Consider the following 23,083-nt stretch of genomic DNA (forward strand, 5'->3'; position numbering starts at 1 on the left):
GCGGGTCAGGCTTCGAGGACGGCGTGGAATCCGTCGCGCATGCAGTCGTCGAACACCTCGAGGTCGGGGATCGCCCCCGTGTCGAGGGTGAACCCGACGCAGCACGTGTGCAGATACGACATCAGGGTGACGTTGAACGCCGAGCCGAGGGTGGGGCCGAAGGCGTAGTACCGTTCCACCTTCGCGCCGGCGACGTACAGCGCCACCGGGGAACCCGGCACGTTGGAGGCGAGGAAGTCGACGTGCTTGAGCATCTCGCCGACGACGGCCGGGGGGAGCAGATTGAGGGGGGTGGCGAGGGTCTGCGCCATCGGCACCGCCGGCTCGTGGCGCCAGCCTTCGACGATCCTGTTCACCTCCTGCATGAGCGTGAGGGGGTCGTCGGAGCGCACGGGAAGCGGGAAACGCGCGAGGTTGATCCGGTTGCCGCCGAGGGTGTCCTGATCGGTGCGGATGCTCAGCGGCATCGTGACCCGCAGCTCGTCGACGTCGGATCCGTGGCGGTGGTGGTATTCGGCCAGGCCGACGAGGACGGCGGTCAGGAAGGCGCTGTTGAGGGTGGCGCCGCCGCGGTGGGCGGCGTCGCGCAGCCGGTCGAGCGGGACGTCGATCACGTGGAGCCGGCGGCTGAGGGTGCGTTCCGTCATGACCGGGGATTCGAGCCGCAGGATCGGGCGCAGGTAGCGGGCGACGGACGCCGCAACCCCCGCGGCGTTGCGGGCGGAACCGATCGGGTTGGTGACCACCGCCCGGGTGGTCGGCCAGATCGAGGCCAGCCCGCGGCCCGCGAGTCCGCGGAGCTGGGACCAGTCCCAGCCGATCGCCTCGGCGGCCAGGTCCAGGCTGTCCGGTGATTCCGGGGCGGGCGGTTCCGGGGCCGGATCGCGGGGCGTGCCGTCGCGGTCGAAGTCGACCAGCCGCGCGGTGATCTGCATACCGCCGATTCCGTCGGTGAGGGCGTGGTGCACTTTGATCAGCAGCGCGGCCTGACCGCCGGCGAGTCCGTCGACCACCGTCATCTCCCACAGCGGCCGGTCCTTGTCGAACGCGGCCATGGCCGTGGTCCGGGCGAACTCGAGGACGTCGTCGAAGTTCGCCGGCCCGGGAAGGGAGACCCGGCGCATGTGCCAGGACAGGTCGAAGTTCGCATCCGCGACCCATCGCGGCGGCGCGAGACCGAACGGCACCTCGACCACGCGATGCCGGAAGCTGGGCACCTCCCGGGTGCCGCGGTCCATCATCTCGCACAGACGGTCCCAGTCGGGTGAGGCGTCGAGCAGGACGACGGCCACGATCGTCGACCGGAGCGCGGGATCCTTCTCCATGCTCCAGGTGAGGTAGTCCGTCTGCTGCATGTGGCGGTCGGATGCGTTGCTCATCTCGGTAACTTCTCACACGGGCCGCCGCGACAGTCGGGTTTCGCTCCGGCCGCACCTCGAACCGGGACGGCATCACGGCCCGGCGCGGGAATCCGGAGCGGATACTCCGAACTCTAGGCGCCGGGCCGTGATGCCGATAGTGACTTTCGTCCGGGTTGTGAGTCCGTCAGGCGGCCGAGGTGGCGGCTTCCGTCCGTCGTCCGAGCCGCTGCAGGGGGCAGCGGTCGCTGCGGCTGCAGGCGTAGGTGGTGCCGGCGGCGAGGAGGGTGAGTGCCGCCGCGGTGATGCCGACGAGGGGGTGGATCTCCTGGGCGAGGATGACCGAGGACATGATCAGGACGAACCAGCCGAAGCCCTTGCGCAGCGCGTCCGGGTCGACCATGGCGGTCAGGCGGCCGCCGATGAGGCTGCCGACGACGGCGGCGCCGGTGACCATTGCCGCCAGGCGCCAGTCGATCTGCACCGTGGACAGGTAGCCGCCGAGGCCGGCGAACGACTTCATGGCGATCACGATCAGCGAGGTGCCGACGGCGATGGGCATGGGCAGGCCGCCGAGCAGGGCCAGGGCCGGCACGACCAGGAAGCCGCCCCCGGCGCCGACGAGGCCGGTGACCAGGCCGACGACCACGCCGTCGAGCAGGATCTTGCCGACCGGCATGGAGTGGGTGCCGTCCGGGCCCGTGGTCTTGTTCTTGCGGCCGCGGAGCATGGCGATGGCGGTGGCGATCATCATCGCGGCGAAGGCGAGCAGCAGGATGCTGCCGGGGATGAAACGCGAGAGCAGGCCGCCGGCGTAGGCACCGGCCATGCCGGCCAGGCCGAACAGGATGCCGGTGCGCCACTGGACGCGGCCTGCCCGCGCGTGGGAGATCGCGCCGACCGCGCTGGTGACGCCGACGACGAGCAGCGAGGTGGCGATGGCTTCCTTGGCATCCATGCCCGCGACGTACGCCAGCAGCGGGACGGTGAGGATCGAACCTCCGCCGCCGAGCAATCCGAGGGTGACGCCGACGAGGACCGCCAGCGCAACGGTCAGCGCGATCATGATCAGTTCCTTTCGGCCGTAGCGGTCTTCGAGTCGACCAGCTGGGCGACGATGGTCTGCGGATCACACGAGGCGCCGCGGTTGTAGGGCAGCTTGGAGAGCACCATGCCCATCGCGCAGGTGTTGGAGAGCGCGGCGAAGCTCAGGCCGCCGCCGACGCCGGCGGCGAGCCACTTGAGCTTGGGTACCGCGATGCTGCCGAGGACGGAGGTCAGCACGATGGAGCCGGCGACGAGGCGGACCTGGCGTTCGAGGTCCCAGCGCTCGGTGCCGCGGTTGACGGTGAAGCCCTTGGCTTCCCAGCCCATCATGCCGCCCTCGAGGATGTGCACGTTGAACAGCCCGGCGGTGCGGAGAGTCTCCTCGGCCTGGGTGGCGCGCTGGCCCGACCGGCACACGAGGACGACGTTCTCGTCGAGGTGGGCGAGGAACTCGTCGCGGTGCTCGCGCAGCAGGTCCAGGGGGACGTTGTAGGCGCCGGGAATGTGCACGGACTCGAACTCGCCGGGCGTGCGGACGTCCACGACGCGGACGTTCTTGCCGGAGTCGAGGAGCTCGCGCAGGGCGGTGGGATCGAGGGTGGCGGGACTCGGCTCGGTCATGGGGGCCTTTCGGATCGGTGGTCGTGATCGCGGGGTGTGCGATCGGGCTTCGTGCATAAACCCCTGGGGGTATGTCCGCAGCAATGATAAGCATACGGGAGGGGGTATGTGCAAGGCGTGCCGGCGGGGTCGTGGCGGCGGTACGACGTGCTTCGCCGGTATACCTCAGGGGGTACTTGACATACCCAGGGGGGTATATGTCAGGATGGGTCAACGCAGAACGCCACCGGTCTTGGTGACCGAGGAGAGGGAGATCCGAATGATTCTCGAGCAGTACTACATCGAGTGCCTGTCGCACGCGTCGTACCTGATCGGTGACGAGGGCACCGGCCGGGCGGTGGTGGTCGATCCGCGCCGCGATGTCACCGAGTACCTCGACGACGCCGCGCGGCACGGGCTGCGCATCGAGGGTGTGATCAACACGCATTTCCACGCGGATTTCGTCTCCGGGCATCTGGAGCTGCTCGAGGCGACCGGGGCGTGGATCGGGTTCGGGGAGGCCGCCGAGGCGGACTACCCGATCCGGCGGCTGCGCGACGGCGAGCACCTGTCCCTCGGGGAGGTGGACCTCGAGATCCTGGCCACCCCGGGGCACACCTGGGAGTCGATCTCGGTGCTGGTGCGCGAGCATCCGGGGGCGACCCCGGCCGCGGTGCTGACCGGGGACTCGTTGTTCATCGGTGATGTGGGTCGCCCGGACCTGGTGAATCTGGGGGATTCGTCGACCGAGGATCTGGCGCGGGCGATGTACCACACGGTGCACGAGAAGCTGCTGACCCTGCCCGATGCGGTCACGGTGCTGCCCGCGCACGGTGCCGGCTCGTCGTGCGGGAAGAACCTGTCGACGGAGCTGACCTCGACGATCGGGGAGCAGCGGGTGAGCAATCCGTCGGTGCAGCCGATGAGCGAGGAGGCGTTCGTGGCGTTGGTCACCGAGGGGCAGCCGGCCGCGCCGGCCTACTTCTCGGTCGATGCCGGGTTGAACAAGAGCGTGCATCCGCTGCTCGATCGGGGGCGCACCATCCCGGAGCTGAGCCCGGCGCGGGTGCGGGCCGAGCTGGCCGCCGGGACCCGGGTGCTCGATGCGCGCGGTGTGGACGACTTCGCGGCGGGGCATCTGCGCGGGTCGGTCAACGTCGGGTTCGACGGCCGGTTCGCCGAGACCGGCGGGATGGTCGCCGAGGTGGGGGAGAAGATCGTGTTGATCACCTATCCGGGGGAGGAGCAGGACGCGGCGGTGCGGCTGGCCCGGATCGGGTCGGACAACGCGGCCGGTTATCTCACCGTCGATCACGACGGGGTGTTCCCGGCGGAGCTGGCGGATCTGGTGCAGACCGCGCCGCGGACCACCGTCGCGCAGCTCGACGAGTTGCTCGCCGCCGATGCGGTGACGCTGGTCGACATCCGCAATCCCGGTGAACGCGAGTTCGGGGTGATTCCGGGGGCGGTGCCGATCCCGTTGGCGCAGCTGCGGACCCGGCTCGGGCAGGTGCCGACCGGCAAGCCGATCGTGGTGCACTGCGCCGGTGGGTGGCGTTCGAGTGTGGCCGCGTCGCTGCTGCGGGCGCAGGGCTTCGACAACGTCTCGGACCTGCTCGGCGGTTACAACGCCTGGGCCGAGGCCCACGTCCCCGCCTGATCCCGCACCCGAGGAAAACGAAAGGAACCCCCGATGGCAACGACGAATCTCACCCTCGCGGACTTCGAGTCCACGATCACCGACAACGACATCGTCCTGGTCGACTTCTGGGCCTCGTGGTGCGGTCCGTGCCGGGCGTTCGCCCCCGTGTTCGACAAGTCCTCGGCCGCGCACCCGGACGTCGTGCACGCCAAGGTCGACACCGAGGCCGAGCAGCAGCTCGCCGCCATGGCCGACATCCGCTCGATCCCCACGATCATGGCGTTCCGCGAGGGCGTGCTGGTCTACGCCCAGCCCGGCGCCCTGCCGGCGGCCGCCCTCGAAGACCTCATCGGGCAGATCAAGGCCCTGAACATGGCCGAGGTCCACGCCCAGGTCGCCGAACACAAGGCCGCCGCCGGCGCCTGACCCGCCACCCCCGTTACCCGTCCCGAGGAGGACCCCTATGTGTTACCCCGTCACCTGCCCGAACTGCGGAAAGACCGGCTGGGGCGGCTGCGGCCAGCACGTCGACGCCGTCATGCGCTCCGTGCCCGCACCCGACCGCTGCGCGTGCGGCCAGGACACCGCCGCGGGGGCGCAGGCACGCACCCTCGGCGCGCTCTTCCGCCGCTGACCGCACCTCGAGGAGACTGCGCCTCCACCGCACTCTCCGCCGCGGCAACACCCCGCCCTGCTCGAGCAGGGCGGGGTGTTCGCGTAGCAGGCCGAGGGCCAATTACCCTTCCGCGGTCGGCCGACCGGTGAAAAACTCGTAAACGCCCACTCGAGAAGGGACGGCCACGGTGAACAGAGCGATGGGGCCGGTGGACACCATCTGGCTCAACATGGACCGACCCGAGAACCTCATGATCATCGACTCGCTGATGTTCTTCGAGGGCCCCGTCGACTGGTCGCGCGTGGTGTCCCTCGTGCAGCGACGATTCGTCGACACCTACCCGTCGTTCCGGCAGCGGCCGGTGCAACCGCGCACGCATGTCGGGTCGCCGCATTGGGAGGACGACCCGGAGTTCGACCTCGACGACCACCTGATCCGGACGACCCTGCCCCGCAGCGACGACGCGACGCTGCAGCGGTACATCGAACGGCGGATGCCGGTGCCGTTCGATCGTCGCCGCCCGCTGTGGGAGATGCACCTCATCGACGGATACCGGCACGGAGCCGTGATCTACACCCGGCTCCACCACTGCATCGGTGACGGCATAGCCCTCAACCAGGTGATGCTCTCGATGACGGGGGAGACCCCGGACAGCGACCTCGACGACGCCCCGATTGCCGTGCCCGAGCACCATGCCGGTCTCCTCGAGGGGGCCGCCAAGTTCGCGGGGGCCGCGGTGTCGAACACCGCCAGTGCGGCGTCCGGCGCTGCGCACATGCTGCTCGACCTGCCCAAGCTGCTCGATCCGCATGTCCTTGGCGACGCCTTCACCCAGGCCGAACGCACCGGCGAGATCGCGAACAAGCTCGTGCTCGGCCCCAAACCGCACACTCCGCTCAGTGGCGAACCAGGAACGGCCAAACGGGCGGTGTGGTGTGAGCCCTTTCCGCTCGACGACATCAAGCACATCGGTCACCGGACCGGAACCACCGTCAACGACGTGCTCATGGGAGCCGTCGCCGGGGCGCTCGCGACGTACATCCGCGAGCACGGCGGCGAGCCGCAGGACGTGCCCACGATGGTGCCGGTCAACGTTCGCCCCCTCGACAAGCCCCTGCCGAAGGAACTCGGGAATCAGTTCGCTCTGGTGCTCTTCAAGTACCCGTCGGCACTGGAGACCCCGCTCGAACGCATCGTCGAGACCCACCGGCGGATGGAGGTCATCAAGCACTCTCCCGAGGTGACGCTCACGTTCGGCCTGATCAAGGCGATCGGACGGACCGGTCCGGAGCTGGAACGGTTCTTCGTGGACTTCTTCTCCGGCAAGGCGATCGGGGTGACCACCAATGTTCCCGGTCCCACGAGCGACCGGTACATGGCGGGGGCGAAGATCCGCGGTGTGCTCGCCTGGGTGCCGGGCGCCGGCGATCAGACCCTCGGCGTCTCGATCTTCAGCTACAGCGGCAAGGTCCGGGTGGGGTTCAAGGCGGACGCGGACCGGGTGCCCGATCCCGAGAATCTCGTCCGCGCCTTCACCGAGGAGATCGACGGGCTGCTCCGCCTCTCGCACGCCGTGTGACGGCGACGTGAATCCGCCGATTCGGTGTCCGTTCCGGGTGAGGATGTCTACGGTCGGCTCATGAGCGAGCACGGGCACTACCAGGAAGTCCTGAACGCACTGAATCCGCAGCACCGGGCGCTGCGCGCGGCGATTCCCGAGGTGTATCAGGGTTTCAATGCCCTCAGCAAGGCCGCCTTCGCCCCCGGGGCCCTGGATACCAGGACCAAGGAACTGATCGCGCTCGCGATCGGCGTCGTCGACGAATGCGACGGCTGCATCGCCTCCCATGCGCGCAGCGCCGTCCGGGCCGGGGCGAGCAGGCAGGAGGCGGCCGAGGCGATCGGGGTCGCATTTCTGATGCAGGGCGGCCCGGCGACGATCTACGGGTCGCGGGCCTACACCGCGTTCTGCGAATTCGCCGACGCCGAGGAACAGCGGGACCGGTGACGGTCCGGTGGAGGGGATGACGGGAATCGAACCCGCGTAGCCAGTTTGGAAGACTGGGGCTCTACCATTGAGCTACATCCCCATGCATGCGATCGACCCGGGATCGCCGGGTCTGCCGCGTGCAGGAACAGACTGTACCGAACCTCGCTTTGGATTTCATAATCGGGGGGCCGTAGGATTCTCCCTCGGGTCCCCGGAAGGTTCCGGGTGCCGGTGTTGACGGGATGTGGCGCAGCTTGGTAGCGCATCCGCTTTGGGAGCGGAGGGTCGCAGGTTCAAATCCTGTCATCCCGACCAGGAAGAACCGGGTGGACGACCGAGCACCCGGTGACAGCTTGATCGAACGACCAACGAGCACGACAGAAGGAGCATGTCCGTGAAGAGCACCGTCGAGCAGCTCAGCCCGACGCGAGTCCGTATCAACGTTGAGGTGCCCTTCGAGGAGCTCCAGCCTGATTTCGACCGCGCGTTCAAGGCCCTCGCCAGCCAGATCCGCCTTCCCGGCTTCCGGCCCGGCAAGGCCCCGCGCAAGCTGCTCGAGGCCCGCGTCGGACGTGGCGCCGTGCTCGAGCAGGTCGTCAACGACGCCATCCCGGCCCGCTACAGCGAGGCCGTGACCGCCAACGAGGTCAAGGTCATCGGCCAGCCCGAGGTCGACATCACCAAGCTCGAGGACAACGTCGAGCTCGTCTTCACCGCCGAGGTCGACGTCCGGCCGGAGATCACCCTCCCCGACTTCTCCGCCATCGCGGTCACCGTCGATCCCGTCGAGGTCACCGACGAGGCGGTCGAGGAGCAGCTGCTGTCGCTGCGTCAGCGCTTCGGCACCCTCACCGGTGTCGAGCGGCCGGTGCAGGACGGCGACTTCGTGTCCATCGACCTGTCCGCCACCGTCGGCGGCGAGGAGGTCCCCGAGGCCTCCACCACCGGTCTGTCCCACGAGGTCGGTTCGGGCCAGCTCATCGACGGCCTCGACGAGGCGCTCGTCGGCCTGTCCGCGGGCGAGTCGAAGGAGTTCACCACCACGCTCGTCGCCGGTGAGCATGCCGGCGAGGAGGCCGTGGTCACCGTCACGGTGAACAGCGTCAAGGAGCGCGAGCTGCCCGCCGAGGACGACGAATTCGCGCAGCTCGCGAGCGAGTTCGACACCCTCGAGGAGCTCAAGGCCGACCTGCGCGAGCGGGTCTCCCGCGTCAAGAAGGTCGAGCAGGCCGGTCAGATCCGCGACAAGGTTCTCGACGCCCTGCTCGAGGCCGTGGAGGTGCCGCTGCCCGAGGCCGTCGTCCAGGCCGAGATCGACGGCGCCCTGCACGATGCCATCCACGCGCTCGACCACGACGAGACCAAGCTCAACCAGCTCCTCGAGGAGCAGGGCTCGAGCCGCGAGGAATTCGACAACGACACCCGCGAGTCGGCCGAGCGCGCCGTGAAGGTGCAGCTGCTGCTCGACGCGATCGCCGAGGCCGAGGGCACCACCGTCGAGCAGGAGGAGCTCACCGAGCGCATCTTCTTCCAGGCGCAGCGCTACGGCATCCCGCCGGAGCAGTTCATCCAGCAGATCGGCCAGGCGAACCAGCTCGGCGCCGTCTACGCGGACGTCCGGCGCGGCAAGGCCCTCGGCAACGTCGTGGACCGGGCCACGGTCACCGACACCAGTGGCGCCACGATCGACACCTCCGAGCTGTTCGGCACGAAGAGCGACGCCGAGTCCGAGGACGCCGAGGCTCCGGCCGGCGAGGGCGACTCCGAGTAGTAGAGCGAGACCCGTTGCCGCGCCGCGCGATTGCATGTGCGACGTCGCAACGGTTCTGCGCAGGGAACGCAGAGCGGAAATTTCCGCTTTGAGCGAAGTGGGGCGGCACCGGGCATCCGGTGCCGCCCCACTTCGTTACTGTCAGTGTCAGCAATCCACGATTGACGAGAAGGCAGGTACCGTGACTCCTCAGAATCCGGCGACATCCATCGGTCCCACGATGACCTCGGCCACCGCTGGGCTCAACCTCAGCGACTCGGTCTACGAGCGGCTGCTGCGCGAGCGGATCATCTTCCTCGGTACCCAGGTCGACGACGACATCGCGAACAAGCTCTGCGCGCAGATCCTGCTGCTGTCCGCGGAGGACCCGACGCGCGACATCTCCCTCTACATCAACTCCCCGGGTGGATCCGTCACCGCCGGTATGGCGATCTACGACACCATGAAGTTCGTCGAGTGCGACGTGGCGACCTTCGCGATGGGCCTGGCCGCCTCCATGGGGCAGTTCCTGCTCTCGGCCGGCACGCGGGGCAAGCGGTACGCCCTGCCGCACGCGCGGATCATGATGCACCAGCCGTCCGCCGGTATCGGCGGCACGGCCAGCGACATCGCGATCATGGCGGAACAGTTCGCGCACACCAAGCGGGAGATGGCGGAACTGATCGCCGAGCACACCGGCCAGACCGTCGAGCAGATCACGAAGGACTCGGACCGCGACCGCTGGTTCACCGCCAAGGAAGCACTCGAGTACGGCTTCGTCGACCATGTCGTCTCGCGGGCGCAGCAGGCCGGCGGCACCGGCAACTAGTTCCGAGCCCTCCGATCCGCTCTACGCCCCACGAATTCCTGGAGAAGCGATGACCAACCTGTTCGATCCGCGCCAGCTCGGCGGCCAAGCTCCGGCTTCCCCCGCGAGCCGCTACATCCTGCCCTCGTTCATCGAGCACTCGAGCTACGGGGTCAAGGAGTCCAACCCGTACAACAAGCTGTTCGAGGAACGCATCATCTTCCTCGGCGTGCAAGTGGACGACGCCTCGGCCAACGACGTCATGGCGCAGCTGCTGGTGCTCGAGTCGCTGGACCCGGACCGCGACATCACGATGTACATCAACTCGCCCGGCGGCTCGTTCACGTCGCTGATGGCGATCTACGACACCATGCAGTACGTGCGTGCCGACATCACGACCGTGTGCCTCGGCCAGGCCGCCTCGGCCGCGGCGGTGCTGCTCGCCGCCGGTACCCCCGGCAAGCGGCTCGCCCTGCCCAATGCGCGCGTGCTCATCCACCAGCCCGCCACCGGCGGCATCCAGGGCCAGGTGTCCGACCTCGAGATCCAGGCCGCGGAGATCGAGCGCATGCGCCGCCTGATGGAGACGACCCTGGCCAAGCACACCGGCAAGGACCCCGAGCAGATCCGCAAGGACACCGACCGCGACAAGATCCTCACCGCCGCGGAGGCCGTCGACTACGGTCTGATCGACAACGTGCTCGAGTACCGCAAACTCTCGGCTCAGAAGTAACCGCCTCGGCCCGGCCCGGAGCGCGCCTCGCGCGCGTTCGCGGCCGGGCCGGTGTGCTCGAGCGGCATTACCGCCGCCCCGCACAAAATATGGCCCGAATCGCCCGGAACCGGTCGACCGCCGTCGCAGTCTCCGGGTACGGTCGTTCCAAGGGCCCGCTCCCCGGACCGGCGCTGTCGGCGGTCGCGGGATCGGTTGCACGCTTACGAGGAAGTAGGGACCTGACAGATGGCACGTATCGGTGACGGGGGCGACCTGTTGAAATGCTCTTTCTGCGGAAAGAGCCAGAAGCAGGTCAAGAAGCTCATTGCGGGCCCAGGGGTCTACATCTGCGACGAGTGCATCGACCTGTGCAACGAGATCATCGAGGAAGAACTGGCCGAGTCCAACGAGGTCAAGCTCGACGAGTTGCCCAAGCCGGCCGAGATCCGCGAGTTCCTCGACAACTACGTCATCGGGCAGGACTCCGCGAAGCGGACCCTGGCGGTGGCGGTCTACAACCACTACAAGCGGATCCAGGCGGGGGAGAAGGCCCGCGACACCCGGGGTGAGTCGGTCGAGCTGGCCAAGTCGAACATCCTGCTGCTCGGGCCCACCGGCTGCGGGAAGACGTACCTGGCGCAGACGCTGGCGAAGATGCTGAACGTGCCGTTCGCGATCGCCGACGCCACCGCCCTGACCGAGGCCGGCTACGTCGGTGAGGACGTCGAGAACATCCTCCTCAAGCTCATCCAGGCGGCCGACTACGACGTCAAGCGCGCCGAGACCGGGATCATCTACATCGACGAGGTCGACAAGATCGCCCGCAAGAGCGAGAACCCGTCGATCACCCGCGACGTGTCCGGTGAGGGCGTCCAGCAGGCGCTGCTGAAGATCCTCGAGGGCACCCAGGCGTCGGTGCCGCCGCAGGGCGGACGCAAGCATCCGCACCAGGAATTCATCCAGATCGACACCACCAACGTGCTGTTCATCGTCGCCGGTGCGTTCGCCGGGCTCGAGAGGATCGTCTCGGACCGGGTCGGCAAGCGCGGAATCGGCTTCGGCGCCGAGGTGAAGTCCAAGGCCGAGATCGACACCACCGACCACTTCGCCGAGGTCATGCCCGAGGATCTGATCAAGTTCGGTCTCATTCCCGAGTTCATCGGCCGCCTGCCGGTCGTCGCCTCGGTGACGAACCTGGACAAGGATTCGCTGGTGCAGATCCTGTCGGAGCCGAAGAACGCGCTCGTCAAGCAGTACGTCCGGCTCTTCGAGATGGACGGGGTGGAGCTCGAGTTCACCCAGGACGGGCTGGAAGCTGTCGCCGATCAGGCGATCCTGCGTGGTACCGGTGCCCGCGGCCTGCGCGCCATCATGGAAGAGGTCCTGCTGCCGGTGATGTACGACATCCCGAGCCGCGACGACGTCGCCAAGGTGGTCGTCACCGCCGAAACCGTCAACGACAACGTGCTGCCGACGATCGTGCCGCGCAAGCCCGAACGGGAGCGTCGCGACAAGACCGCCTGATCCGACCGCGTGAAAGGCCCCGGCATCCGTGCCGGGGCCTTCGCCGTAGGTGGGGTGCTTCCGCCGGAGCCTGCGACGCCGCGGTGGCCGCGACGCCACAGTGCCCGCGACGCCGCAGTGCCCGCGACGCCGCAGTGGCCGAATGTCACATCACGTCACTCGAAGCGACGTGATGTGACATTCGGCCACGTAAGCGGAGGTCAGATGCGGTTGCCGAGTTCGCGCAGCGGGGTGCGGAAGGTTTCCTTCGCCGACAGGGCGGACACGGCGCACACCAGGCAGGCGCCGGACGTCAGGAGGGCGACGGGCAGCCAGTTCGTCGGATCGCCGCCCATGAGCGCGGTGCCGATGGCGGGGGCGAAGCCGGCGATGGCGAAGCCGAGCTGGGTGCCGATCGCCATGCCGGAGTAGCGGACCTTGGTGTTGAACATCTCGGCGTAGAACGCCGGCCAGATCGCGTTGGGCGCGGCGTAGAGCAGGCCCATCAGGGCGATGCCGGCGGCGAAGATCAGCGCGACGTTGCCCGTGGAGATGGCCTGGAAGTACACGAAGATGAACACCGCCGAGCCGAGGACGCCGGTGACGAAGACGGGCTTACGGCCGACGCGATCCGACAAGGCGGCGAGGGCGGGCTGGCTGAACAAGGCGACGGCGTTGGCGGCGATCGCGACCCCCAGCATCGTCGACTTGGCGATGCCCACCTCGGCGCTGGTCGCGAACGCCAGGCCGAACACGGAGAAGATGGTGCTCACCACGGCGACGAAGGCGCAGAAGATCACCCGGGTCAGGTTGGCCGGATGGGTGCGCAGCAGGTCGGCGACCGGCAGCTTGGCGACCTCGTGGGACTTCTTGGTCTCCGCGAACTCCTCGGGCTCCTCGAGCTTGAGCCGCATGACGTACGCGGCGGCCAGCACGAACAGGCTGCCCCAGAACGGTACGCGCCAGCCCCAGCTGTAGAGGATGTCGTCGGGCATGGCCGCGACGGGCAGGAACACCAGGCTGGCGAGGATGAAGCCGGCCTGGGTGCCGTTGAGCGTCCAGCTCGCGAAGAATGCTCGACGGTTCTGCGGGGCGTGCTCGAGAGTCAACGAGCTCGCGCCGGACTGCTCGCCGGCGGCGGAGATGCCCTGGAAGATTCGCATCAACACGAGCAGCGCGGGAGCGAGTACGCCGATCGACTCGGCGCTGGGGATCAGGCCGATGCCGAAGGTTGCGACGCCCATGAGGATGAGCGTGAACAGCATGACGTTCTTGCGTCCGACCCGGTCACCGAAGTGGCCGAGCACCACGGCGCCGAGCGGCCGCGCGATGTAGGCGACACCGAAGGTCGACAGGGACAGTAGCGCCGCGTGGCCGCTGTCGGGGAAGAACACGGTCGGGAAGATCAGGGCGGCGGCGGATGCGTAGATGTAGAAGTCGTAGTACTCGAGCATGCTGCCGAGGAAGGCCGACGACGCTGCGCGCTTGACCTTGGTGGTGTCGTGCGGGCGGATTTCGGTCGTCATACCGGAATTCTCCGGCGTGTCGAGGGTGTGCGCGGTCATCGCGTCTCCTGTGCGGAAAAGGGGAGGGGATGTTCGAGATACGAACCCGGGTTCGTACTGCGTTGTCTCGAATGTAGGCGCCATCACACGGTGAACGCAAGATGTATGAACTAGATAGTTCATAAAATTTCGGAACGCGTCTCCGTGCGCATTCCCCCGAGGTCCCTCAGTCGGGCAGGGTCGTCAGGAACGCGACGAGGAGGTCGCCCAGCATCCTCCGATGCCTGGTTCGCAGCTCGTCCGCGGCGAGGTCCTGGTCGAACAGGGCCTGCCAGGTGTACCGGTTGGCGGTGCGGAAGACGCAGAAACTGCTGATCACCAGGTGGACGTCGAGGGCGTCGACGTCGTCGCGGAAGAGGCCGTCGGCCCGGCCGCGTTCGAGGATGCCGGTGAGCACGTCGACGGCGGGGGCGCCCAGGCCGGCGAGATGGGGAGACTGCCGGATGTGCTCGCCCCGGAGCATGTTCTCGTTGGCGACGATGCGGATGAAGTCGGGATGCTGGTCGTGGTGGTCGAACGTGGCCTCGGCCAGCACGCGGATGGCGTCGACGGGGCCGAGGTCTTCGAGGTCCAGCTCGCGCTCCTGGGCGCGGATCGTCCCGTAGGAACTCTCGAGGACGGCCCGGTAGAGGCCCTCCTTGTCGCCGAAGTAGTAATAGATCATCCGCTTGGTGGTCTGCGTGCGCTCGGCGATCTCGTCGACCCGGGCTCCCGACAGTCCCTTGTCCGCGAACTCCGCGGTGGCCACCTCGAGGATGTTCTCCCTGGTGAGGTCGCTGTTGCGGCGTCGTCGGCCGGTCGTCTGCTCGGGTGCCATGGCGCCACCCTATCGACCGGGGTCTTGTCTCCGTGCCGCCCGTGGCCGTACGCTATGGCTTGTAACTCACTAGTTCGTACATTGTGACGTGAAAGGCCCGCCATGACCGACTCGATTCTCTGCGGCCTCATCGGAACCGGCATCGGTGCCTCGCTGACACCCCCGATGCACGAGGAGGAGGGCGCGCGGCAGGGCCTGCGCTACGTCTACAAGATCATCGACCTCGACGAGCTGGGCCTCTCGGTTGCCGACCTGCCGCGGCTGCTGCGCACCGCGCGCGAGCTGGGCTTCCGGGGCCTGAACATCACCCATCCCTGCAAGCAGGCCGTCATCGACCACCTCGACGACCTGTCGCCCGAGGCGCGCCGCCTCGGCGCCGTCAACACCGTGCTGTTCGACGGCGGGCGCGCGATCGGTCACAACACCGACTGGTCCGGCTTCGGCCGCAACTTCGACCGCGGACTCCCCGGCGTCGCGCTCGACGCGGTCGTCCAGCTCGGAGCCGGTGGGGCCGGGGCGGCGGTCGCGTACGCCGCGCTCACCCGCGGGGTGCGCGCGTTCACCGTCGTCGATCCCGACCTCGCGCGCGCCACCGCGCTGCGCGACACGCTCACCGTGCTGTTCCCGGACGTTGCCGTCTCGTCCGCGACGCCGGCCGAGCTGCCGCGGCTGCTGGCCGCCGCGGACGGCCTGATCCACGCGACGCCCGTCGGCATGGCCGCACATCCCGGAACGGCCTTCGACCCGGCACTGCTGCGCCCCGACCTGTGGGTCGCCGAGGTCGTCTACCGGCCCATCGAGACCGAACTCGTCCTGCGTGCCCGCGCACTCGGCGCCCCGACCCTCACCGGCGCGGGCATGGCCGTCTTCCAGGCCGTCGACGCATTCCGCATCTTCACCGGGGTGGAGCCCGACGCCGACCGCATGCTTGCCCACATGACGGCCCTGATCGAGGCGGAGCGGGTGCCGGCCTGATCTGTCCGTGGGGACGACGGCGCCGCCTCACCGCGGTCGGGACGACGGCGCCGCCTCACCGCGGTCGGGACGACGGCGCCGTGTCACCGCGGTCGGGACGACGGCGCCGTGTCACCGCGGTCGGGACGACGGCGCCGAATCACCGCCCGGCACGCGCAACATCGCGCAGGCGAGCTCGACGATCTCCGACTCGAAGGTGGACAGGTCGGTCGCGTCCCCGGCCTCGTGGGCGCGCTCCCACGAGGCGAACGAGCCGATGACGAAGCGCACCGTCAGCCCCACACGCCGACGGGCGTCGGCTTCGGGGAGGTCGAGACACTGCGCGATCGTCTCCAGGAGGGAGGCGAGGACGGTGAGCGACTCGTCGGACGGGTAGTAGTCGGCCTGGACGGCCCCCGGCTGGGGGACCGCCAGGAACACCAGGGGGGCGGTGGCGAGCCACTGCTCGTTGAAGCGAGCCCAGTAGCTGGGCCTTCCGCGGGCGATCTCGGTGACGAGCGGATGGACGTAGGCATAGACGAGCCGTTCGAGTGCCGGGGAGCCGTCGAGGTGGGCTGCGTCCGTCAGTGCCGCCCGCTGGGCGTTGACGTGCGGCGCGTGCCGGCTCCAGACCGCGTCGAGCAGTCCGTGCCACGAGCCGAAGTGATAGGCGATCGCCGAATTGTTGCGCTGACCGGCGGCTGTGACCACCTCGCGCGCCGAGACGCCGTGGATGCCGCGACGGGCGACGAGTTCCTCCGCGGCATCCAGCAGAGCGAGACGACCTGTTGACACTGCCATGCGTCCACTGTACTAAGAAGTTCGACTTTCCAATTAATAAGAACTTCTTAACGGAGGATTCCATGGGTCATCTCTCCTCCCGGAGCGTCCTCGTGGCGCTCGCGGTCACCTCGGTGCTGGCCGCCACGGCCTGCGCGGATTCCGAACCGGCCCCCGCTGCCGAGCGTTCCCCCGGCTCGCTGATCAGCGCCCGGCCGCTGACGAGCGCGGCGGCGCTGCCCAGCGCGGCGCGCACGGAACTGATCACCTACCTCTCGGAGGACGCCACGGGACGCCCGATCCTCGTGTCGGGCACCGTCGCGATCCCGCGCGGCGACGCCCCCGGCGGAGGATGGCCGGTGATCAGCTGGGCGCACGGCACGACGGGTGTCGGAGATGCCTGCGCGCCCTCGGCCGACACGGTCGGCGGACCCGCCCACAGCTACCTCTCGCGGACCACCGCGATGCTCGATCGGTGGGTCGCCGACGGCTACGCCGTGGTCCAGACCGACTACGAGGGCCTCGGAACGCCGGGCGGACATCCCTACATGAACGGCGACAGCGCCGCGAACACGGTCGTCGACATCGTGCGTGCCGCACGCGAGGCCGAGCCCGGCATCGGAAACCGGTGGACGGTGATGGGGCACAGCCAGGGCGGGCATGCGGCCCTGTTCACCGCCGCCCAGGGCGCGGAGCGCGCTCCCGAACTGGAACTGCAGGGCGCGGTCGCGTTCGCGCCGGGAAGCCGGACGAGCGAGACCGCCGCCTACTTCGCAACCGGGGGCCCGGGGATCGCGCAGGCCCTGACCTTCCTGCCCGTCCTGTTGCTCGGCGCCGAGGCCGCCGACCCCGAGGTGTCCGCCGACGCGATGCTCACGGACGCGTCCCGTCCGCTGCTCGCGGCGGCGCGCACCGGGTGCATGGACGACGTGCGCAAGGTGGCCGCGACCGTTCCCGTGGACCAGGTGTTCGCGCCCGGTGCGGACGTCGGGCGCCTGACCGAGTACTTCGCCACGCAGGAACTCGAGCAGCTCGCCCTCTCGGTGCCGACCCTCGTCGTGCAGGGCACCGCGGACGTGCTCGTGGCCCGGCAGGTCACCGACGAGGTGACGAAGACCCTGTGCGGCAACGGTTCCCCCCTTGCCTACCGGGTCTACGACGGTGCCGACCACCGCGGCGTGCTCGAGGCCTCCCACGACGACGTGCGGGCCTTCGTCGACGGGGTCCGCTCGGGCGACGCGCCCGAACAGGACTGCAGCTGAGCCGTTCCCGGGCCCCCGCTCATACGACGGATCCGGTGTAGACGTTCATCGAGTCGCCGCGGAGGAAACCGACCAGGGTCAGGCCGGACTCCGCGGCGAGATCGACCGCCAGCGACGAGGGGGCCGACACCGCTCCGAGCGCCGGGACGCCGGCCATCACGGCCTTCTGCACCAGCTCGAAGGAGGCCCGCCCGCTGACGACGAGGACGGTGTCCGGCAACGGGACCCGGTTCTCGGTCAGTGCCCAGCCGAGCACCTTGTCGACCGCGTTGTGCCGGCCCACGTCCTCCCGCAACGCCAGCAGGGTGCCGTCGGGGGTGAACAGCGCGGCGGCGTGCAAGCCCCCCGTGCTCTGGAAAACCTTCTGCCGCTGCCGCATTCGTGGTGGCATCGAGGCCAGCGCGCGGGCGGAGACCACGAAGCCGTCGGTCAGCGGGAACCGGGTGCGCCCGCGGATCCGGTCGAGGGACTCCTTCCCGCACACCCCGCACGCGGAGCTGGTGAGGAAGTTGCGGGCGCCCGCACCGTCGGGAACGGAGATCCCCGGCGCGAGGTGGACGTCGAGCACGTTGTAGGTGTTGGCGCCGCTGTCGTCGACGCCGTCGCAGTAGCGCACCACGGAGACGTCCTCGCGGCCGCCGACGATCCCCTCGGCGAGCAGGAATCCGTGGGCGAGTTCCACGTCGTGGCCCGGCGTGCGCATCGTGACCGTCAGGGCGCGGCCGTTGAGGCGGATCTCCAGCGGTTCCTCCACCGCGAGGCTGTCCGGTCGGCGTGCCTGCCCGTCCGCGGTGATCCGCAGGACGGGCCGGCGCGCGGTGACCCGCCCCATCAGTCGGCCCCGGCCCGCTCGAGTCGGACGACGATCGCCTTGGAGACCGGGGTGTTCGACTTCGTCGCGACGTGGTCGAGGGGGACCAGCGGATTGGTCTCCGGGTAGTAGGCGGCCGCGTTGCCGCGCGGGGTGCTGTACGCGGCGATCCGGAAGTCGCGGACGCGACGCTCCTGCACCGCGCCGTCGGCGGGCCACTCGGACACGATGTCGACGAGGTCGCCGTCGGCGAATCCGAGTTCGGCGATGTCGTCCGTGTGGACGAACACGACCTTGCGGCCGTTCTTCACGCCGCGGTAGCGGTCGTCGAGCCCGTAGATGGTGGTGTTGTACTGATCGTGGCTGCGCAGCGTCTGCAGCACGAGCCGGCCCGGGGGAGTGGGCACCCACACCAGGTCGTTGACGCTGAAATTGGCCTTGCCGGTGTGCGTGCGGAATTCGCGGTTGTCGCGGGGCGGGTGCGGCAACTGGAACCCGTCGCGCCGGCGGACCTTGGTGTTGTAGTCCTCGCAGCCGGGCACGACCCGCCCGATCGAGTCGCGGATCAGGTCGTAGTTGCCCTCGAACGCCGACCAGCGGACCGGATGGTCGGGGCCGAACAGCTCGCGGGCGAGCCGGCAGACGATCGCGACCTCGCTGTGCAGCTGGTCGCCGACCGGCTGCAACCGGCCCCGTGACAGGTGCACCATTGACATCGAATCCTCCACGGAAACAAGCTGTTTGCCGCTCTCCTGGATGTCGAGGTCGGTGCGTCCGAGGGTGGGCAGGATCAGCGCTGTGCGCCCGTGCACGAGATGGCTGCGGTTGAGCTTGGTCGAGATCTGCACGGTCAGCTCGCAGCGGCGCAACGCCTCCTCGGTGGCGTGGGTGTCCGGGGTCGCGGCGACGAAGTTGCCGCCCATCGCCATGAAGAAGCTCGCCCGGCCGTCGCGCATCGCGCGGATCGCCTCGACGGTGTCGTACCCGTGCCTGCGCGGGCTCGTGATCCCGAACTCGAGGTCCAGCGCGGCGAGGAAGGACTCGGGCATCTTCTCCCAGATGCCCATCGTCCGGTCACCCTGCACGTTCGAATGCCCCCGCACCGGGCAGACCCCGGCCCCGGGCTTGCCGATCATCCCGCGCAGCAGCAGCAGGTTGACCGCCTCGGCGATGGTGGCGACGGCATGGGTGTGCTGAGTCAGGCCCATCGCCCAGCACGCCACGGTGCGTTGGGAGGTGGCCAGGTCCCGGGCGGTGGACCGCAGCTGCGCCTCGCTCAGCCCGGTGGCCTCGAGGACGGTGCCGAGGTCGACCGCGCGGACGTGCCGCTCGTAGTCGTCGAAGCCGGCGCAGTGGGCCTCGACGAAGGCCCGGTCGATCACGGTGCCGGGCGCGGCGTCCTCCGCCTCGAACAGCAGCCTGCCGAGCCCCTGGAACAGCGCCATGTCGCCACCGAGGCGGATCTGCAGGAACTCGTCGGCGATGTCCGTGCCGTGGCCGAGCACGCCGTCGACGCGCTGCGGGTCCTTGAACCGGAGCAGCCCCGCCTCGGGGAGCGGGTTGATCGCGATGATCTTGGCCCCGTTCTCCTTGGCCTTCACCAGGGTGGAGAGCATGCGCGGATGGTTGGTGCCCGGGTTCTGACCGGCGACGAGGATGAGGTCCGCGTGCTCGAGGTCCGGCACCGACACCGAGCCCTTGCCGATTCCGATGGTCTCGACGAGTGCGCTGCCGGAGGACTCGTGGCACATGTTGGAGCAGTCCGGCATGTTGTTGGTGCCGTAGCTGCGGATCAGCAGCTGGTAGAGGAACGCGGCCTCGTTGCTGGTGCGGCCCGACGTGTAGAAGACGGCGTGGTCCGGGGTGGGGAGCGCACGCAGGTGGTCGGCGATCAGCCGATACGCGTCGTCCCAGTCGACGGGGGTGTAGTGGGTCGCGCCGGGGCGGAGGACCATCGGATGGGTCAGGCGGCCCTGCTGCCCGAGCCAGTAGCCGGTCTTCTCCGACAGTTCCGCGACGGAGTGACGGGCGAAGAACTCGGGCGTGACCGTCCGCAGGGTGGCTTCCTCGGCGACGGCCTTGGCGCCGTTCTCGCAGAACTCCGCGGGCTTGCGGTGGCCGGGCGTCTCGGGCCAGGCGCACCCCGGGCAGTCGAAACCGTGCCGCTGGTTGAGCCGCGGCAGCGTGGCCGCCGTGCGGGCCACGCCCATCTGCTCGTAGGCGCGTTTCAGCGACACCAGGACCGCCGGGACACCGGCGGCGTGGTCCTTGGGTCCGGTGACCTCGAGGTCGGATTCCACGATGTCGTGCAGCGGACCGTGTCGAGTCATGTGTCCATCCTCACCCGCGAGCGATGCGCATACCAGTTCGAACGCTACCGGTCGCCCCCGAGCGAGCGCTCGGCGGTGGGCTGTGCCGGGGGCGAGCCGCCGTTACACGAAGTTCACCGGCGGCTCCCACGCAGATTACACACTGGGTTCACTCTCAGATGACGGTGATTAACAACATAAGACAGTCACCGCGACACGTACGAGGGGCGATCCCTCGGGACTGAACAAGGTGGACACCTATGGAAGAGGCAATCGCTGCCGCCGACACCGCCTGGATTCTCGCGGCCTTCACGGCGGTCTCGCTGATGGTTCCCGGGCTGGCGCTGTTCTACGGCGGCATGGTGAGCGTCCGCAGCACGCTCAACATGATCATGATGACGTTCGCGGGCTTCGCGCTCGTCGGAGTTCTGTGGGTCCTGTTCGGCTACTCGGCGGTGCTCGGAAACTCGCTCGGCGGTGCCGGACTGCTCGGCAACCCCCTCGAGTATCTCGGGCTCGGCCAGCTGCTCGAGGCGCCGGCCGAACCGGGACTCCCGCCGGCGCTGATAGCCGGATTCCAGCTCTTGTTCGCGGGCATCACGGTCGCCCTCGTGTGCGGCGCCCTTGCCGACCGCATGAAGTTCTCGGCCTGGATGGTGTTCGCCGGGCTGTGGGCTGTGCTGGTGTACTTCCCCGTCGCGCACTGGGTCTTCGCGTTCGATTCCGAGGACGGGTCCGTCGTCGGCGGCTGGATCGCCAACACCCTCGGTGCGGTCGACTTCGCCGGCGGCACCGCCGTGCACATCAACGCCGGCATCGCGGCCCTCGCGGTCATCATCGTCCTGGGCAAGCGGCGCTCGTTCCTGAATCCGCCCCGCCCGCACAGCCTTCCGCTGACCGTTCTCGGTGCCGGCATCCTGTTCTTCGGCTGGTTCGGGTTCAACGGCGGTTCCGCGCTCGCCGCGGACAACAACGCCTCGGTCGTCGTGCTCAACACCATCGCCGCGTCGTGCGCCGGCATCTGTGGCTGGCTGATCGTCGAGAAGCTGCGGGAGGGTCACGCCACGACCCTCGGCGCCGCGTCCGGCCTCATCGCCGCGCTCGTCGCGATCACCCCGGCCTGCGGTGCCGTCTCGCCGCTCGGCGCACTGGTCGTCGGTGCCCTGGCCGGTGCGCTGTGCTGCTTCGCGATCTCGCTGAAGTTCCGCCTGGGCTACGACGACGCTCTCGACGTCGTCGGCATCCACCTCGTCGGCGGTGTTCTCGGCACGCTGCTCATCGGTTTCCTGGCGGTGCCGGAGGCTCCCAGCGGCGCGGCCGGGCTGTTCTACGGCGGCGGAATCGGCCTGCTCGGCACCCAGACCGTCGCGGTGCTCGCGGTGCTGGCCTACTCCTTCGTCGTCACCTGGATCATCGCCAAGGGTCTCGACCTGGTGATGGGCCTGCGCGTCGATCCGGAGGCCGAGTACGAGGGTCTCGACGTCGTCGTGCACGGCGAGACCGCCTACGTGCTCGACGCGGTGGGCTTCACCGGCACGTCCCGTACGGAGGCGGCGTCGGTCGCGGAGGCGGCGACGGCACTCACGTCCAAGGCGGCAGCCGAGAAGCTCTGACCGAGGACCGACAACGGGTGAGGCCCCCGCTACGGCGGGGGCCTCGTTCGTCGTCGAGCGGGAGATTCTCGCGACGAGGGGGCGGTTACCGCTGCCTGCACCCGCGATGCACCGCGGCGGTGTCCCTCTCGACGCGGAAACCCCCCCGCTCGTGGTGGAGAGCGGGATCAGTCCTGGTGTTTGTCCGGGTACGCGGTGACCGCGAGGAACCGGATGGGCAGGGTGACGAGCTCGTTCGGCCCGTGGATGCCCTCGCCGTCGAGCAGCAGGGCGTCGCCGGGTTGGAGCCGGTACTCGGATTCGCCGTGCCCGTAGACCATCTCGCCCTCGAGCATGTAGAGCAGCTCGGTCCCCGGATGCTGGAACAGCGGGAAGACCTCGCTCGCGTCGGTGAGCGTCACCAGCACGGGCTCGAGCCGCTTGTGCTGGCCCCGCAGCGTGCCGAGCAACTCGTAGTGGTGTCCGACGCGGGTGCCGCGGCCGACGATCTCCGCGCCCTGGCCGGCCTTGACGAACACCGCCTCGCGCTGCGCGTCGGCGCCGCGGAACAGCGACGTCACCGGTACGTCGAGACCTGCGGCCAGGCGGGCGAGGGTCGAGAGGCTGCACGACGTCTGGGCGTTCTCGATCTTCGACAGCATCGCCTTGGAGATGCCCACCTTCGCGGCCATGTCGCCCACGGAGAGCCCGCTGGCGATCCGCAACTTGCGGACCTCCTGTGCGATGGCGCGTTCCAGGTCCACCCCGGTCGGGGTGTCCCGCGGGACCTCCCGGCCCGGCGCGTCGTGCAGTACGGGGCGCTCGGGGCTGCTCATGTCCTCACTGTACGTGCTGTTTCCCGACAGTGGACGATCGTGCGAGGGGCAGGCACACGGAACGAGCGAATGTGCCTTACCGTCGGACAGGCCGACAGTAAGGCACATTCGCTCGGTGGAAGGCGGGC

Annotated in this window: 21 protein-coding genes and 2 tRNA genes; 13 read left to right on the top strand and 10 right to left on the bottom strand. The window is 69.0% G+C overall.

Annotated features, from left to right (window positions below):
- Positions 1–5: 5 nt before the first annotated feature.
- The 3 genes from HFP48_RS11415 to HFP48_RS11425 form a co-directional block, all read right to left on the bottom strand.
- Positions 6–1,379 carry a wax ester/triacylglycerol synthase domain-containing protein gene (locus tag HFP48_RS11415; protein ID WP_029543084.1) on the bottom strand — a complete coding sequence of 458 codons (1,374 nt, stop codon included), beginning with the start codon at positions 1,377–1,379 and terminating at the stop codon, positions 6–8.
- A gap of 166 nt (positions 1,380–1,545) precedes the next feature.
- A complete protein-coding gene (locus HFP48_RS11420; RefSeq protein ID WP_006930561.1) occupies positions 1,546–2,424 on the bottom strand; it encodes a sulfite exporter TauE/SafE family protein in 879 nt (292 codons plus the stop codon).
- Positions 2,425–2,426: 2 nt separating this feature from the next.
- Positions 2,427–3,026 (bottom strand): rhodanese-like domain-containing protein, encoded by a 600-nt coding sequence (locus HFP48_RS11425; RefSeq protein ID WP_006930562.1) that lies wholly within the window; start codon positions 3,024–3,026, stop codon positions 2,427–2,429.
- A gap of 259 nt (positions 3,027–3,285) precedes the next feature.
- Here HFP48_RS11425 and HFP48_RS11430 point away from each other — a divergent pair, with 259 nt between their 5' ends.
- The 5 genes from HFP48_RS11430 (at position 3,286) to HFP48_RS11450 (ending at position 7,271) form a co-directional block, all read left to right on the top strand.
- The gene (locus HFP48_RS11430) at positions 3,286–4,665 is read left to right on the top strand and encodes an MBL fold metallo-hydrolase (RefSeq protein WP_006942079.1); all 1,380 of its coding nucleotides are present in this window, start codon (positions 3,286–3,288) and stop codon (positions 4,663–4,665) included.
- A gap of 33 nt (positions 4,666–4,698) precedes the next feature.
- The gene (trxA, locus tag HFP48_RS11435) at positions 4,699–5,073 is read left to right on the top strand and encodes a thioredoxin (protein ID WP_043796566.1); all 375 of its coding nucleotides are present in this window, start codon (positions 4,699–4,701) and stop codon (positions 5,071–5,073) included.
- Between the two features lie 37 nt (positions 5,074–5,110).
- Positions 5,111–5,281 (top strand): hypothetical protein, encoded by a 171-nt coding sequence (locus HFP48_RS11440; protein WP_164528111.1) that lies wholly within the window; start codon positions 5,111–5,113, stop codon positions 5,279–5,281.
- Positions 5,282–5,450: 169 nt separating this feature from the next.
- Positions 5,451–6,842 carry a wax ester/triacylglycerol synthase family O-acyltransferase gene (locus tag HFP48_RS11445; protein WP_246872548.1) on the top strand — a complete coding sequence of 464 codons (1,392 nt, stop codon included), beginning with the start codon at positions 5,451–5,453 and terminating at the stop codon, positions 6,840–6,842.
- A gap of 60 nt (positions 6,843–6,902) precedes the next feature.
- Positions 6,903–7,271 (top strand): carboxymuconolactone decarboxylase family protein, encoded by a 369-nt coding sequence (locus HFP48_RS11450; RefSeq protein WP_029543093.1) that lies wholly within the window; start codon positions 6,903–6,905, stop codon positions 7,269–7,271.
- Between the two features lie 8 nt (positions 7,272–7,279).
- Here the strand turns inward: HFP48_RS11450 and HFP48_RS11455 are convergent.
- Positions 7,280–7,353, bottom strand: a tRNA-Gly gene (locus tag HFP48_RS11455).
- 138 nt (positions 7,354–7,491) lie between these two features.
- Between HFP48_RS11455 and HFP48_RS11460 the strand changes: the two genes are divergently transcribed.
- The 5 genes from HFP48_RS11460 (at position 7,492) to clpX (ending at position 12,050) form a co-directional block, all read left to right on the top strand.
- Positions 7,492–7,568, top strand: a tRNA-Pro gene (locus HFP48_RS11460).
- 79 nt (positions 7,569–7,647) lie between these two features.
- The gene (gene tig, locus HFP48_RS11465) at positions 7,648–9,024 is read left to right on the top strand and encodes a trigger factor (RefSeq protein ID WP_065923492.1); all 1,377 of its coding nucleotides are present in this window, start codon (positions 7,648–7,650) and stop codon (positions 9,022–9,024) included.
- Between the two features lie 181 nt (positions 9,025–9,205).
- Complete coding sequence (locus tag HFP48_RS11470) at positions 9,206–9,832, top strand: ATP-dependent Clp protease proteolytic subunit (RefSeq protein ID WP_003938127.1); 627 nt, start codon at positions 9,206–9,208, stop codon at positions 9,830–9,832.
- A 49-nt stretch (positions 9,833–9,881) separates the two neighbouring features.
- Positions 9,882–10,544 (top strand): ATP-dependent Clp protease proteolytic subunit, encoded by a 663-nt coding sequence (locus HFP48_RS11475; RefSeq protein WP_006937299.1) that lies wholly within the window; start codon positions 9,882–9,884, stop codon positions 10,542–10,544.
- A gap of 228 nt (positions 10,545–10,772) precedes the next feature.
- Positions 10,773–12,050 carry an ATP-dependent Clp protease ATP-binding subunit ClpX gene (clpX, locus tag HFP48_RS11480; RefSeq protein WP_003938129.1) on the top strand — a complete coding sequence of 426 codons (1,278 nt, stop codon included), beginning with the start codon at positions 10,773–10,775 and terminating at the stop codon, positions 12,048–12,050.
- A 200-nt stretch (positions 12,051–12,250) separates the two neighbouring features.
- Here clpX and HFP48_RS11485 read toward each other — a convergent pair whose 3' ends face one another.
- Both HFP48_RS11485 and HFP48_RS11490 read right to left on the bottom strand, forming a co-directional pair.
- Complete coding sequence (locus tag HFP48_RS11485; RefSeq protein ID WP_168579527.1) at positions 12,251–13,594, bottom strand: MFS transporter; 1,344 nt, start codon at positions 13,592–13,594, stop codon at positions 12,251–12,253.
- Positions 13,595–13,760: 166 nt separating this feature from the next.
- Positions 13,761–14,411: a TetR family transcriptional regulator gene (locus tag HFP48_RS11490; protein ID WP_006937295.1), complete on the bottom strand. Its 651-nt coding sequence runs from the start codon at positions 14,409–14,411 to the stop codon at positions 13,761–13,763.
- 102 nt (positions 14,412–14,513) lie between these two features.
- Here HFP48_RS11490 and HFP48_RS11495 point away from each other — a divergent pair, with 102 nt between their 5' ends.
- A complete protein-coding gene (locus HFP48_RS11495; RefSeq protein WP_029543101.1) occupies positions 14,514–15,386 on the top strand; it encodes a shikimate dehydrogenase in 873 nt (290 codons plus the stop codon).
- A gap of 111 nt (positions 15,387–15,497) precedes the next feature.
- On the opposite strand, the gene HFP48_RS11500 is transcribed toward HFP48_RS11495, so the two are convergent.
- Positions 15,498–16,166, bottom strand: coding sequence for a TetR/AcrR family transcriptional regulator (locus HFP48_RS11500; RefSeq protein WP_029543103.1), 669 nt, complete (start codon positions 16,164–16,166; stop codon positions 15,498–15,500).
- A 62-nt stretch (positions 16,167–16,228) separates the two neighbouring features.
- Here HFP48_RS11500 and HFP48_RS11505 point away from each other — a divergent pair, with 62 nt between their 5' ends.
- Complete coding sequence (locus tag HFP48_RS11505; RefSeq protein ID WP_168579528.1) at positions 16,229–17,407, top strand: lipase family protein; 1,179 nt, start codon at positions 16,229–16,231, stop codon at positions 17,405–17,407.
- 19 nt (positions 17,408–17,426) lie between these two features.
- On the opposite strand, the gene fdhD is transcribed toward HFP48_RS11505, so the two are convergent.
- Complete coding sequence (gene fdhD / locus HFP48_RS11510) at positions 17,427–18,239, bottom strand: formate dehydrogenase accessory sulfurtransferase FdhD (RefSeq protein ID WP_029543107.1); 813 nt, start codon at positions 18,237–18,239, stop codon at positions 17,427–17,429.
- The gene (locus HFP48_RS11515) at positions 18,239–20,548 is read right to left on the bottom strand and encodes an FdhF/YdeP family oxidoreductase (RefSeq protein WP_006937290.1); all 2,310 of its coding nucleotides are present in this window, start codon (positions 20,546–20,548) and stop codon (positions 18,239–18,241) included. The genes fdhD and HFP48_RS11515 overlap by 1 nt, the downstream gene beginning before the upstream one ends.
- Before the next feature lie 239 nt (positions 20,549–20,787).
- On the opposite strand from HFP48_RS11515, the gene HFP48_RS11520 reads away from it, so the two are divergent.
- The gene (locus HFP48_RS11520; protein WP_006937288.1) at positions 20,788–22,140 is read left to right on the top strand and encodes an ammonium transporter; all 1,353 of its coding nucleotides are present in this window, start codon (positions 20,788–20,790) and stop codon (positions 22,138–22,140) included.
- Positions 22,141–22,307: 167 nt separating this feature from the next.
- On the opposite strand, the gene HFP48_RS11525 is transcribed toward HFP48_RS11520, so the two are convergent.
- Positions 22,308–22,955, bottom strand: a complete 648-nt coding sequence (locus tag HFP48_RS11525) for an XRE family transcriptional regulator (protein WP_029543111.1) — start codon at positions 22,953–22,955, stop codon at positions 22,308–22,310.
- Positions 22,956–23,083 lie beyond the last annotated feature (128 nt).

This window comes from Rhodococcus sp. DMU1, assembly GCF_012272955.1.
Taxonomy (GTDB): Bacteria; Actinomycetota; Actinomycetes; order Mycobacteriales; family Mycobacteriaceae; genus Rhodococcus; species Rhodococcus aetherivorans.